This is a genomic window from Streptomyces ipomoeae 91-03 (genome assembly GCF_000317595.1).
In the GTDB taxonomy this organism is placed as follows: domain Bacteria; phylum Actinomycetota; class Actinomycetes; order Streptomycetales; family Streptomycetaceae; genus Streptomyces; species Streptomyces ipomoeae.
In genome coordinates this window covers 1-11898 of sequence record NZ_AEJC01000308.1, presented here as the reverse complement: position 1 = coordinate 11898, position 11898 = coordinate 1, and the positions used below count along the sequence as shown (strand labels likewise).

General features: G+C 69.1%; 12 protein-coding genes. 4 read left to right on the top strand and 8 right to left on the bottom strand.

What is annotated here, in order from left to right; genetic code table 11:
- Nucleotides 1-25: 25 nt before the first annotated feature.
- Nucleotides 26-2848, bottom strand: a complete 2823-nt coding sequence (locus STRIP9103_RS20620) for a penicillin acylase family protein (RefSeq protein ID WP_009316062.1) — start codon at nt 2846-2848, stop codon at nt 26-28.
- A gap of 388 nt (nt 2849-3236) precedes the next feature.
- Here STRIP9103_RS20620 and STRIP9103_RS20615 point away from each other — a divergent pair, with 388 nt between their 5' ends.
- Nucleotides 3237-3839 (top strand): hypothetical protein, encoded by a 603-nt coding sequence (locus tag STRIP9103_RS20615; protein WP_048820652.1) that lies wholly within the window; start codon nt 3237-3239, stop codon nt 3837-3839.
- Between the two features lie 157 nt (nt 3840-3996).
- Here the strand turns inward: STRIP9103_RS20615 and STRIP9103_RS20610 are convergent, their stop codons facing one another.
- The gene (locus tag STRIP9103_RS20610) at nt 3997-4518 is read right to left on the bottom strand and encodes a hypothetical protein (RefSeq protein WP_009316064.1); all 522 of its coding nucleotides are present in this window, start codon (nt 4516-4518) and stop codon (nt 3997-3999) included.
- A gap of 240 nt (nt 4519-4758) precedes the next feature.
- Here STRIP9103_RS20610 and STRIP9103_RS20605 point away from each other — a divergent pair, with 240 nt between their 5' ends.
- On the top strand, nt 4759-5835 hold the full coding sequence (locus tag STRIP9103_RS20605) for an RNA ligase (ATP) (protein WP_009316059.1): 1077 nt from the start codon (nt 4759-4761) through the stop codon (nt 5833-5835).
- A gap of 85 nt (nt 5836-5920) precedes the next feature.
- Here STRIP9103_RS20605 and soxR read toward each other — a convergent pair whose 3' ends face one another.
- On the bottom strand, nt 5921-6496 hold the full coding sequence (gene soxR / locus STRIP9103_RS20600; RefSeq protein WP_009316069.1) for a redox-sensitive transcriptional activator SoxR: 576 nt from the start codon (nt 6494-6496) through the stop codon (nt 5921-5923).
- A 146-nt stretch (nt 6497-6642) separates the two neighbouring features.
- Between soxR and STRIP9103_RS20595 the strand changes: the two genes are divergently transcribed.
- On the top strand, nt 6643-7104 hold the full coding sequence (locus tag STRIP9103_RS20595; protein WP_009316057.1) for a MaoC family dehydratase: 462 nt from the start codon (nt 6643-6645) through the stop codon (nt 7102-7104).
- An 88-nt stretch (nt 7105-7192) separates the two neighbouring features.
- Here STRIP9103_RS20595 and STRIP9103_RS20590 read toward each other — a convergent pair whose 3' ends face one another.
- The 5 genes from STRIP9103_RS20590 to STRIP9103_RS20570 form a co-directional block, all read right to left on the bottom strand.
- Nucleotides 7193-7927: a polysaccharide deacetylase family protein gene (locus STRIP9103_RS20590; protein ID WP_009316060.1), complete on the bottom strand. Its 735-nt coding sequence runs from the start codon at nt 7925-7927 to the stop codon at nt 7193-7195.
- 2 nt (nt 7928-7929) lie between these two features.
- The gene (locus tag STRIP9103_RS20585) at nt 7930-8616 is read right to left on the bottom strand and encodes a glycoside hydrolase family 11 protein (RefSeq protein ID WP_009316065.1); all 687 of its coding nucleotides are present in this window, start codon (nt 8614-8616) and stop codon (nt 7930-7932) included.
- Nucleotides 8617-8917: 301 nt separating this feature from the next.
- Nucleotides 8918-9544, bottom strand: coding sequence for a TetR/AcrR family transcriptional regulator (locus STRIP9103_RS20580; RefSeq protein ID WP_009316068.1), 627 nt, complete (start codon nt 9542-9544; stop codon nt 8918-8920).
- A 93-nt stretch (nt 9545-9637) separates the two neighbouring features.
- Entirely contained in the window at nt 9638-9925 is a 288-nt protein-coding gene (locus STRIP9103_RS20575) for a YiaA/YiaB family inner membrane protein (protein ID WP_048820651.1), read from the bottom strand.
- An 84-nt stretch (nt 9926-10009) separates the two neighbouring features.
- Entirely contained in the window at nt 10010-11164 is a 1155-nt protein-coding gene (locus STRIP9103_RS20570; protein ID WP_009316063.1) for an acyl-CoA dehydrogenase family protein, read from the bottom strand.
- A gap of 70 nt (nt 11165-11234) precedes the next feature.
- Between STRIP9103_RS20570 and STRIP9103_RS20565 the strand changes: the two genes are divergently transcribed.
- Complete coding sequence (locus tag STRIP9103_RS20565) at nt 11235-11843, top strand: TetR/AcrR family transcriptional regulator (RefSeq protein ID WP_009316067.1); 609 nt, start codon at nt 11235-11237, stop codon at nt 11841-11843.
- The last annotated feature ends 55 nt before the right edge of the window (nt 11844-11898 follow it).

The following is an 11898-nucleotide window of genomic DNA, read 5'->3' as shown; positions in this document are numbered from 1 at the left end:
CGCCGCCACACCGCGGTTGCCCGCGCTACCGGTGCGAGGTGAACTCCACGACCTGCTGGAACGTCGGACGGTTCTGCCAGCTGATCTTGTTGTGCTTGATGCCGCCCAGGGGCTGCTGGATGATCGAGTCGGCGCACCACTGGTCGCCGGCCGAGCAGTACGCGTCGCCCGGGTAGACCTGCGCGGCGGTCTTGCCGGCCGCCTCCTTGAGGGTGTTGATCAGGGTGGTGCGGCAGGCGCCGAGGCTGCCGCCGCCGCAGTACTTCTGCGCCAGCGGGCCCTGCACCGACTCACCGAGCACCGAGCGGATGTCCTTGTCGACATAGCTCCACCAGCCGTACTGGAAGGAGCTTCCGGCGTGGGAGCCGGTCGGGCCGTGGGCGGCCGACGGGGACTCGTCGATGGGCAGGTTGGCGGTCATGGCGGTGTAGAGGTCGGTGCCGAGGCCGGGTTCGAACTCGGCCTTCACCAGCAGTGGCCACCAGGCGTCCAGGATGCGGATCGCCTCGGCGTGGGCGTAGGTCTTCGAACCGGCGGAGGTCTCCGTGCGCTTGGAGCCCGACGAGACCCAGGCCTGGAGCTTGCTGACCGCCGCCGCGGCCGTGGAGTCGGTGACCGTGCTGCTGTTGATGACCTTCAGCAGATCCGGGACGACGTCCTCGGCCCGCAGGTCGGCGAGGCCCGCCTCGGCCATGGCCTTCGTCAGCGAGGCCCGGGTGACGCCGCCCGCGGCGACGAGCCGCTTGACCCGGTCGTCGAGGAGGTTGCCGCGATGGACGGAGCCGTTGCCCCAGGGGGCGGTGGTGTAGTCCTTGGCCTGCTTGTTGTTCCAGGAGATGTAGTAGTCCTGGTCGATGGAGTTGGGGTGCTGGGACGGCGGGGTGTAGTCGGCGGCGTTCGTGGTCGGGTTCCAGTTGCGCCACTCGTACGCGGCCTGCGCCCAGGTCGGGAACTCGGCGTCGACGTTCGCGGCGCGGACCGGGTTGTCGCCGCTGTTGTAGTACGCGGTGTGGCTGGAGTCGGCGTAGAACCAGTTGAAGGTGTAGTTGATGTTCTGGACGGCCTTCTGGAAGTCCTCGGGGCCCTTGACGTAGTCGGGGTCGTTCAGCATCTGGAAGCCGATGATCGACTCGGCCTCGTTCAGGTACGAGGAGCGCAGGGTGGTGTAGGCGACCTTCTTGCCGCCGACCGTCGCGCGATGGGTGACGGGGCCGTACTTGGTGCGCCAGACCTGCATGCGGTACGAGCCGGCCGGGGTGGAGTCGGCGGTGGTGGGCTTCCAGGCGTTGGTCTGCTCGACCTTCTCCATGGCCGTGCAGGTGCCGTGGTACAGGTAGTGGACGTCGTCCTGGCACAGTTCGACGGCGTAGGAGTCGATGATGTCCTGGCCGGAGGTGGTGGCGCTCCAGGCGTAGTCCTGGCCGCGGCCGAGTTCGACGTACATGCTCAGGCCGGCGAAGGAGGCGCCGCGGGCGCTGATGCCCGGCCCTTGGAGCTCCTGGAGCATGAGGAGTTGGGGCGCGAAGTAGCCGGTCTGGGGGCCGAAGACGGCGATGGGGTGGCCGCTCGCGGTGTGCTCGCCGCTGACGACGAGGGCGTTGGACATGCCGCGCCGGGCGGAGCTGAGTGCGCTGTCGGTGGCCTCGGTGGAGACGCTCGTCGAGGCGGCCGTGGCGGCGCTGCCGGTGCGGTCGTAGACCAGGGGCTCCTCGGTGACCGTGCCGTCGTCGGGGAGGGCCATGCCCTGCGGACTGGCCGGCTTGGTGGCGTACGGGAAGCTGCCGTCCTGGACGGTGAGGGCGGCCTCGGGGTCGTTGCGTTCGCGGAACGACTCCCAGACCTTGGTGCCCTCGGTGACGCCGTACTTCTCCTGGGCGGCCAGCAGTGACAGGGCGTTGTTGACCTCGCCGCCGCCTCCGGAGCCGAAGAGGGCGCCGATGACGGAGGCCAGGGCGACCAGGTCGGTGGGCTTGAAGTGCTCGATGGTGCCGGCGTTGGTGACGGAGTCCTTGTGGCCGGTCAGGACGTACTCGCCGGGGAAGTAACGGCCGCTGTCGGAGGCGTCGATGTAGGCGTTGATACCGGCGACGTAGGCGTTGACGTCGGCGAGGGCCAGCTGGCCGCGCTCGCCGTTGGCGGCCACCGCCTTGTCGATCTGTGCCTGCAGATCGGCCTCGGTGTACGGGGCGTGGCGCCAGAACTCCTGCTCCAGGCCCTGGTTGGACTCGGCGCCGCCCGCGAACGGGGTCAGCTTGCCGCGTCCGACGTGCCGGAAGACGTCCATCAGCCACAGCCGGTCCTGGGCGGCGGCGTAGCCCGCGCCGAACTCGGTGCCGTAGCGGGTGGTGCCCGTGATGTGCGGCACACCGGTCTTCTTGTCACGGACGATCGTGACGTCGGTGCGGCCGGCCGGGTTCAGGGTGGAGGCGACCTGGTCGGAGGCGACGCCGAAGGACGCGTCGTTGAAGAAGTTGTTGATGGTGGCGTTGGTGAGCCCCGGGTAGCCGGTGGCCAGGTTGCTGTAGGGGCCGAGCTGGTTGCTCGCGTTCTCCGGCATGGTGCCGAAGGCCTGGTTGAGGAGGACCTGGGCGAGGGTGGCGTTGCCGTTCTGACCCGGCGGCAGGATGTCCGAGCACTGCCCGCCGCAGTGGTCGGTGACCGCCGCCGCCTCGACGGCCTGCGCGTCCGCGGCTGCCGCCGAGGCCGCCTGGGACGCCGGGGAAAGAGGCGACAAAAGACCGGCAACGAGTGCGCATATCGAGGCGGCCTTGAGGAACTCCGGGAATCTACGGGGAGTTCTCAGTCTGTCGGGTGCGTTGCGTGAGGTGCGTGGGGTGCGCCGTGGCATGGCAGCTCCTCCCGAACGGGGGTGGGCCGGATGTTACCGCCGGTATCCCCGGGTTTGAAGATGAACATGCGTCACGTTTTCTGGATCACCACACCACGGCTGCGGGACAGGTGGCTGACAGCTTGAACAGGTACTCAGAAGTAGTCGTAAGCAGACAAGAAGAAGTCAGAGGCAATCAGGCATAGGCAGGAACAGTCCATGAACGGCTCAGTAGACGGCTTATGGAGGTCATCGGAAATCGGATGGAGCCGAATCGCGTGTCGATACGTCTATTCGGCGACGTCGTACGAAGTCGGTGCGGAGTCGACGCGCAGTCGACCGCGAAGGCCCGTACGGCAACGCCGAAGTGACCGAAGTGCAGGTGCAGGTGTGACGGAGGTGCAGGGCGATGGCCGGTTTCCGGAGTCTGGCAAGACAGGTGCGCGATCCCAGGTGCGACCTGGCACTGCGGCGTTATTCGCTGCGCAAGTGCCTTGAGAGGTTCGCCCCTTACGGGCATCGGGCCACCTGGGACCACTTGTGCACCCGGGCCGGGTTCGGTCCCGAGGACCGCAACCCCGATCCAGCGCGGCTCGTGGCCGCACTGGACGAGTTGGAGGAGGCCCGCTCCGTCTGGCTCGACTACGAGGTGCAGTTCGCGCAGCGCCGCAAGAAGGAGAAGCACGACGGGCTGCGCAGGCCGGGCAGTGTCGACGACTGGCACCGGCTGACCTGGGGCGGGTTCGGGGTCGCCTGGTGCGACGACCCGAAGGTCCATCCCCATGAACCACTGGCGGAGGTGCTGCGCCGGCTGATCGCCGCGCTGGAGCGCGAACCGGGCTCGACCTGCCCGGTGTGCGACGGCGAGCGCCTCATGTGGAAGTACGACCTGGCCCATGAACCGTCCTCGGGCCCGGTCTGCTCGGAGTGCGGAATCGTGGTACCACGACCGGTGCTCACGCCGGAGGCGCTGGCCGAGTCCAGGCGCGTACGGCTGCTGGTGTCGGCGTAGCCCGAGCCCGGCGGGGGTGCGCCGGGGATGCCGCACCCCCGTGGATGTACGCAACAACTGACCGACCGACGTTGCCCCTACGACGCTCCCCCGCGACGTCAGTCCCACGTCGCGGCCCACGCCCCCCTTCGGTGTTCGTACGGACGACCGCGGTCGGCTACGGCTTCTTGACGTCCGTGTGGATGGCGAGCTTGAACTCGGCGAGCATGATCGCCGTGGCCCGCTTGGTGTCCCCCGCCCCGCGCGCCGATATCTTCAGGCCGAGTGGCATGCCCTTGTGCACGAACATCTGCCACATATAGGTGCGGTACTGGCCACCCCGGGTGAGCGCGCTGTCCGCGGTGCCGGTCGAGTCGCACTTCTTCGCGGTCAGGTTCAGCGGGTCGCGCACGAAACGGGCCCGGTACTCCAGGGTCCTGGGGTCCGCGTCCCAGAACACCATCGCCGACAGCACGCCCCAGCCGTCATGGCTGGGCCAGATCAACCCCGAGCGCGGGTCGGGGAACTTCGACGCGGCGTCGCCGCCGTGCGCCGGGTCGTGCATCTTCCATGGGTCGTACGACTCCTCGGACTTCTCGTACGGGAAACGCACCAGGTGGTAGCCGTCCGAGTCATAACTGATCTTCTGCACCCCCGAGTGTGCCCGCTCCCACTTCAGCGAACAGACAACGACGCTCAACGACGCTCCTCCCTCGACGAAGGGCGCACGGTAACACCCCCCGCTGTGTACATACCTCTATGTGCATGACACATCCGCGGGCATGGGGGTTGCTCGGAGGCTCCGGCGCGCATCGGTGCCGGCGGGACGAGGCCCGCGACCCTACCAAGCGCAAATCCGGTCGCTCCACCCCTTTCCCGTACGGACAGTTGGGGTCGATGAGACAGCCCTGAGGAAACCCAGGAACCGAGGAGAGACCCGATGTCGACGCTGCGCGTCACCGCTGAAGTGCTGACGATCCATGAACACCCCAACGCCGACGCGCTGGAGCTGGCGCAGGTGGGGCTGTATCGGGCCGTCGTCGCCAAGGGCGTCTACCGCACCGGTGACACCGCCGTCTACATTCCGGAGCAGTCCGTGCTGCCGGCCGAGCTGATCGAGGAGTTGGGGCTGACCGGGCGGCTGGCAGGCGGCAAGTCGGACCGGGTGAAGGCGGTGCGGCTGCGCGGTGAGCTGTCGCAGGGCATCGTCTGCCGGCCGCGGGCGCTGGCGGACGTGGATCTGACGGCGGCCGTCACCGAGGGCACCGACTTCGCGGAGCAGTTGGGCATCGTCAAGTGGGTGCCGCCGATCCCGCCGACGATGAGCGGCGAGGTCGAGTCGGCGCCGGATCTGCTCCCCTGGGTCGACATCGAGAACATCCAGCGCTACCCGGACATCTTCACCCCTGGCGAGCCGGTCGTCCTCACCGAGAAGCTGCACGGCTCGGCCTGTCTGGTGACGTACTTCGCCGAGGACGGCCGCGTCCAGGTCTCCTCGAAGGGCTTCGGCTCCAAGTCCCTCGCCCTGAAGGAGGATCCGCGCAACCTGTACTGGCGCGCCGTCCACGGCCACGGCGTCACCGAGGCCGCCGCCCGGCTCGCCGAACGGCTCGGCGCACACCGCATCGGCATCTTCGGCGAGGTCTACGGCGCCGGGGTGCAGGACCTGACGTACGGCGCCGACGGCCGCCGCGACACCCTCGGTTACGCCGTGTTCGACGTCTCGGCGGAGATCGACGGCCGGGTCCGCCGGCTGGACTCGGCCGAGCTGACCGACCTGGTCGATGGCCGGCTGCCGCTCGTACCACGGCTGTACGAGGGCCCGTACGACGTCGACCGTGTGCTGGAGGTGGCCACCGGCCGGGAGACGGTCTCCGGGCGCGAGCTGCATCTGCGTGAGGGCGTCGTCATCCGACCGGCCGTCGAGCGGTACAGCCCTGTGACGGGTGGGCGGGCCATCGCCAAGGCCGTCAGCCCGGCGTATCTGACCCGCAAGGGCGGCACCGAGTACGAGTAGTACGAGGTAGGAGCCGGGGGTGGCGACAGGCTCCCCACGGGAACTTCGGGGGACCCGTGGGGCCGGGAGCCCGGGGACGGACCGCTCAGCGGCAGTTCCCGGGCTCCTCCTGTGCCGGGGCGCATCCCGACACCCGCTCCTCCTGTCCCGGGGTGCGTCCGGACACCCGCTCCGGCTGCCGCCGTACGGCAGGGGCGTTGGGAGTCCGGCGTTCGTCCATGAGCCGGGAGCCGCTCCGGCGCTCGCCGAAGACGTCGTCGGGGTTGGACAGCACACAGGTGGCGAGGGACAGACAGCCGCAGCCGATGCAGTCGGTGAGATGGTCGCGCAGCCGGTTGAGCTGCTTGATGCGCTCGTCCAGCTCCGAGCGCCAGGCCTCGGAGAGGTGCGCCCAGTCCTCGCGGGTCGGGGTGCGTTCCTCGGGCAGCTGGGCGAGCGCGTCGCGGATCGTGGCGAGCGGGATGCCGACGCGCTGCGCGGCCCGTACGAAGGCGACGCGGCGCAGGGTGTCACGGCTGTAGCGGCGCTGGTTGCCCGCGGTGCGGCGGCTGGTGATCAGTCCCTTGGACTCGTAGAAGTGCAGGGCGGAGACGGCGGCACCGCTACGGGCCGACAGCTGGCCGACGGTCAACTCGTGGATCTTCTCAGGGATCTGGGGCACCCCTCCGAGCCTACCCACACCGGGTACCGTCGCGGTCCGTTGACAGGAGCCGCGCACCACACCATGCTAAGCAGTTGCTTAGACGTTGGGTACGGGGCATGGTTGGCACGGATGCGGCAGGCATCCGGGATGCGGGAGGCCGGGACATGGCAGAGCCGAGGATCTTCACGTCCGCCGAGGAGCTCAAGGCGGCGGTGGGCGAGCAGTTGGGATACAGCGACTGGCTGGAGATCGACCAGAAGCGGATCGATCTGTTCGCCGAGGCGACCGGTGACCACCAGTGGATCCACGTCGACCCCGAGAAGGCGGCGGCCGGCCCCTTCGGCACGACCATCGCCCACGGCTATCTGACCCTCTCCCTGCTGCCCCTCCTGGTCCCCCAGGTGCTCAAGGTCGACAACGTCAAGATGGGTGTCAACTACGGCACCAACAAGGTCCGCTTCCCCTCCCCGGTGCCGGTGGGCTCACGTCTCCGCGCCACCGCCACGCTCCAGGAGGTCGCCGAGGTGGGCGGCGGGGTGCAGGTCACGGCCGCGGTGGTCGTGGAACGCGAGGGCGGGGAGAAGCCGGTGTGCGTGGCGGAGTCGGTGTCCCGGTACTACTTCTGAGCCGAAACCGGTCCGGGCGGGTCGGTTCGCCCGGGCAGCGGTGTGGCGCGGCAGCTGTGAGCGCCGCGCCACGGGTGCGTGGTCCGGGTCAGGGCTTGGGCGATCGGGTGGTCGACAGCGCCGTCGGGGCCACGGCCCGGCCCGTCTGCGGTGAGATCATCCCGGCGCACAGGCCGCGACCGGCCAGCCCCTGGGCGATGCGCGGGATCGCCGCGCGCGTGTTGGCGGACCAGTCGTGCATGAGGATGACCTGGCCGTTGGTGAGCCGGGCGGCGGCCTGCACGATCGCGTCCGTACTGGCGTTGTTCCAGTCCTGCGAGTCGACGTCCCAGATGATCTGGGTCAGGCCGTATTTGGCCGCGACCGCCTTCACCGTCGCGTTGGTCTCGCCGTACGGCGGACGGAAGAGCCTCGGAGTGCCGCCGCCCGCGCCCGCGATGGCCTGCTGGGTCCGGGCGATCTCCGAGTCGATCTGCGCCTGACCGAGCTGGGTCAGATGCGGGTGCGTGTAGCTGTGGTTGGCGACCCACATCCCGGCGCTGACCTGCGCCCGGACCAGGGACGGGTTGGCGGCGGCGTACTGGCCCTGGTTGAACATCGTGGCCCGCAGCCCGTTCTGCCGGAGCGTGTTGAGCAGGGCCGAGGTGCTGCCGGACGGGCCGTCGTCGAAGGTGAGCCCGACATAGCCGTTGCAGGCGGCGGCGCGCGCCGGGGCGGCCACGCCGGTGCCGGAGGTGAGGGCGACGGTGCTCGCGGCGGCCACCGCGACGACCGTCAGCCTCGTACCCAGTGCATGTGATGAGCGATGCCGTGGGGTCCTCATGGCTAGGCCACCGTGATGTTGGAGTTGCCGCTGCTTCGGTATCCCTCGGTCGCCATGATCATGTAGTAGCGGAAGCTGCCGAGGGGCATTCCGGCGCGGGCCCAGGCGTCGAAATGGTTGCCGGTGGTGATGCTGCCGCCCGTCCGCTTCGACTGCCGGACGCTCCAGTACTGGTCGAAGGTACGGGTGCCTTCGACGGACGGGGCGTTGTACCGCGTCGTCTTGTAGATGTCGTACGTGCCGCCGTCGCTGGTGACCGTGCCCTTGTATGTTCCCGTGGGCCGGTAGGTGCCCCAGTTGTCGACGATGTAGTACTCGATCAGCGGGTTCGACGTCCATCCGTAGAGCGCCAGGTAGGCGTTGCCGGACGGGTTGAAGGTGCCCGAGTAGGTCACCGTCCTGCGGCTGCCGGTGCTCCAGCCCTTGCCGGCGACGAAGTTGCCGGTGTTGCTCCAGGAGGTCCGGTAGTTGCCGCCGGAGGCCAGGGTCATGGAGACCGTTCCCGGAGCGTCGGTCCAGAACGAGTAGTAGTAGCCGTTGTTGGTGCCGGTCTGGTTGGTGGTGATGACGGTGTCGGCGTGCGCGGTGCCGGGGAAGGCCGCCGCGGTCGCGGCGGCCAGCGCGGTCGTACCGACACCGCTGAGGAACAGCCTGCGGCTGGGCGAGCGGGGTGCGGGTGCGTCGTTCATGGGCGTGCTTCCTCCTCGTCCTCGTGAGGTCGTTGCCCTGTCACGGCGAGTGTTGAGCTGCCCCTGTCAACTGTCAATGGTTTCGGCGATGATCCCGAAACATTCGCAACGTTTCGGGATCTCCCGAGAGCCATTTTCCCAGCTCATCAGCCATTCTGGTGGGATCGCGCCGCAAACGTTCGGAAGCGACTGGATACTCAAGATCAAAACGTGAGCCCTGCACTCCGAATGTTTCGAGGATTTCACCGATCATGCGGGTGCGGGCGGCCACAGGCTCGCCCGGCAGGGCTCCGTCACCGGGCTACTTCCTCGCGCCCACCATCCGCAGAACCAGGTCGGCGTACAGGGCGCCGACTTCGTCGGGGGTGCGGGGGCCGTCGACGTTGAACCAGCGGGCCACGTCGATGCAGAGGGAGAGGACGGCGAGGGTGGTGCCCTTGACGTCGGGGACGTCGAAGTCGCCCGCCGCCACGCCGTCCTCGATGATGCCGCGTACGGCCGCGTCGTTCTGGCGACGCAGGGTGACGATCTCGGCGCGGGCGTCGGGGCCGAGGGCGTCGAGTTCGTACTGGACGACGCGGGCGACGGTGTGCTGGCCGGCGTGCCAGCGGACGAAGGAGCGGACCGCCTCGGCGAGGCGGTCGGCGGGGCTGCCCTCGGACTCGGCGGCGGTGCGCAGGACGTCGAGGGCCTTCTCGTGGCCGATGCGGCTGATCCGGTGGAGCAGCTCTTCCTTGGTCTTGTAGTGGATGTAGAGCGCGGCCGGGCTCATGCCCGCGCGGCTCGCGATGTCACGGGTCGTCGTCGCGTGGTAACCGCGCTCGGCGAAGGCCTCCACGGCGGCCACCAGCAGCCGCCGGGCCGCGTCCGGGTTCACCTCGCCCCACGGCTGCGGCTCGCCGCCGGCCGTCTCCTCCGCCGTACTCATCGCTCGTTCGCCCCTTCCGATGGCTGGGAACCACCATACCGCCGAGGGTGAGCGAGCGCTTAGAGTGCCCGCTCAGGGCGGTACGCGACGGGGTCAGAGCTTCTCGAAGGGGTCGTGCTCCGCGAGGAGCTTCTCCAGTCTCGCCTGGTCGACCCGGCTGACGATCCGGCCGGCCTCCTGCCGGTCGCGGATCACCTTGGCCAGGGTGAAGGACGAGGTCACCAGGTAGAGGACCGCGATGGCCAGGAAGGAACGGACCCAGACGTCGGCGTCCAGGTTGTAGATGCCGATGGTGGTGGCCGCCATCGCGACGACGAAGGACGCGACGGCCTGGCCGTAGAAGGCCGCCGTGCTCTGCTGCTTGACCGGTGTCTCACTCATGGGGACAAGGGTCGGCGGGTTGTGGTTCGGGCCACATCCGTTCACATACTCATTTGATTACTCAGTCGAGGGCCCGGCAGGCGCTCAGAACGCCGAGACTCCCGTCAGCGCGCGGCCGATGAGCAGTTTCTGTATCTGGCTGGTGCCCTCGTACAGGGTCATCACCCGGGCGTCGCGGAGGAGTTTGCCCGCCGGGTACTCGTCGATGTAGCCATAGCCTCCGAAGACCTGGAGGGCGTTGTTCGCGGCGCGGACAGCGGCCTCGGAGGCGAAGAGTTTGGCCTTGCTGGCCTCGGTGGTGAAGGGCAGGCCCCGGTCGACGAGGTCGGCGACGCGCCAGGTCAGCAGACGGGCCGCGTCGACGTCGACCGCGATGTCGCTGATGAGTTCCTGGACGAGTTGGTGGTGCGCGATGGTCCTGCCGAACTGTTCGCGCTCGCCGGCGTACCGGACCGCCGCGTCCAGTGCGGCCTGGGCGATGCCGACACAGCCGGCCGCGACCGACATCCGGCCCTTGGCCAGCGCGGACATGGCGATGCCGAAGCCCTTGCCCTCCGGGCCGAGCATCGCCGAGGCGGGGACGCGGACGTCCTCCAGGACCAGTTCGGCGGTGGCCTGGCCGCGCAGGCCCAGTTTGCCGTGGATCGTGCGACGGGTCAGGCCGGGGGTGTCGGTCGGGACGAGGAAAGCGGTGACGCCCTTGTGGCCGGGGGCGTCCGTGGAGCGGGCGAAGAGGAGGACGACATCGGCCCAGGTGCCGTTCGTGATGAACATCTTGGTGCCGTTGATGACGTAGTCTCCCCCATCGTCGCGGACCGCGCGGGTGGCGAGATTGCCCGCGTCGGAGCCGGTGCCGGGTTCGGTGAGGCCGAAGCAGCCGATGTACTCCCCCGCCGTCAGGCCCGGCAGCCAGCGCCGCTTCTGTTCCTCGCTCCCCCAGGCCGCGATCGTCTTCGCCACCAGACCGAGCGAGACGGAGACGATGCCGCGCACGGAGGAGTCGCCACGGCCCAGTTCCTCGGTGACCAGGCAGTACGCCAGGTGGTCGCCGCCGGAGCCGCCGTACCCCTCGTCGATCGTCAGGCCCAGGAAGCCGACCTCGCCGAGCTTCTTCACGAGGGAGCGGTCGACGTTCTCGGCGCGGTCCCAGGCGACGACGTGCGGGGCGATCTCGCGCTCCACGAAGTCCTGGGCGAGCGCGCGGACGGCGGTCTGCTCCTCGCTGAGCTCCAGGTTCACGTCAGATCTCCTCGCGTCCACAGTTTAATTATCACTGCTAGTTTTATGGCTCAGCCCTACTATGTGCGCCATGGCCCGACCGCGCAAGCCCCTGTTGAGCACCGACCGCATCGTGGAGACGGCGCGGGGGCTGGTGGACGCGGAGGGGTTGGCGGCCGTGTCGACGCGGCGGCTCGCCGCCGAGTTGGGGGTGAGCGGGCCGTCCCTCTACAACCACTTCCGGACCATGGATCAGATCCTGGAGGCGGTCGCGGACTCGGTGAGCGCGCAGGTCGACCTGTCGATGTTCGAGGACGGACGGGACTGGCGCACCGCGCTGCACGACTGGGCCGTCTCCTATCGGGCCGCCCTGCGCGACCACCCCAACATCGTGCCGATCCTCGCGCGCGGTCCCGGGCGGCGGCCGGCCGGGCTGCGGGTCGCCGACGTGGTGTTCGGCGCCATGGTCGAGGCGGGGTGGCCTCCGGCCCAGGCCACGTCCATCGGGGCATTGATGCGGTACTTCATCATGGGGTCCGCGATCGGGTCGTTCGCCGGGGGGGTCGTGGACGACGAGGGTGTGTACGATCCGGCCGAGCAGCAGGAGAAGGTGGACGAGCGGGTGTTCGAGACGGGGTTGAACGCGTTGTTGGACGGGCTGGCTGTGCAGTACGAGCGGGTGGCGCGGCGAGGGGCGTAGGTCCGCGGTGGGTAGGGCTGGACGGGGGTGTTTGAGGCACCCGGTGCTGGGGCTG

Coding starts and splice junctions, on each gene's coding strand:
- STRIP9103_RS20620 (WP_009316062.1), bottom strand. CDS start 2,848: ATGCCACGGCGCACCCCACGCACCTCACGCAACGCACCCGACAGACTG.
- STRIP9103_RS20615 (WP_048820652.1), top strand. CDS start 3,237: ATGGCCGGTTTCCGGAGTCTGGCAAGACAGGTGCGCGATCCCAGGTGC.
- STRIP9103_RS20605 (WP_009316059.1), top strand. CDS start 4,759: ATGTCGACGCTGCGCGTCACCGCTGAAGTGCTGACGATCCATGAACAC.
- STRIP9103_RS20595 (WP_009316057.1), top strand. CDS start 6,643: ATGGCAGAGCCGAGGATCTTCACGTCCGCCGAGGAGCTCAAGGCGGCG.
- STRIP9103_RS20590 (WP_009316060.1), bottom strand. CDS start 7,927: ATGAGGACCCCACGGCATCGCTCATCACATGCACTGGGTACGAGGCTG.
- STRIP9103_RS20585 (WP_009316065.1), bottom strand. CDS start 8,616: ATGAACGACGCACCCGCACCCCGCTCGCCCAGCCGCAGGCTGTTCCTC.
- STRIP9103_RS20580 (WP_009316068.1), bottom strand. CDS start 9,544: ATGAGTACGGCGGAGGAGACGGCCGGCGGCGAGCCGCAGCCGTGGGGC.
- STRIP9103_RS20575 (WP_048820651.1), bottom strand. CDS start 9,925: ATGAGTGAGACACCGGTCAAGCAGCAGAGCACGGCGGCCTTCTACGGC.
- STRIP9103_RS20565 (WP_009316067.1), top strand. CDS start 11,235: ATGGCCCGACCGCGCAAGCCCCTGTTGAGCACCGACCGCATCGTGGAG.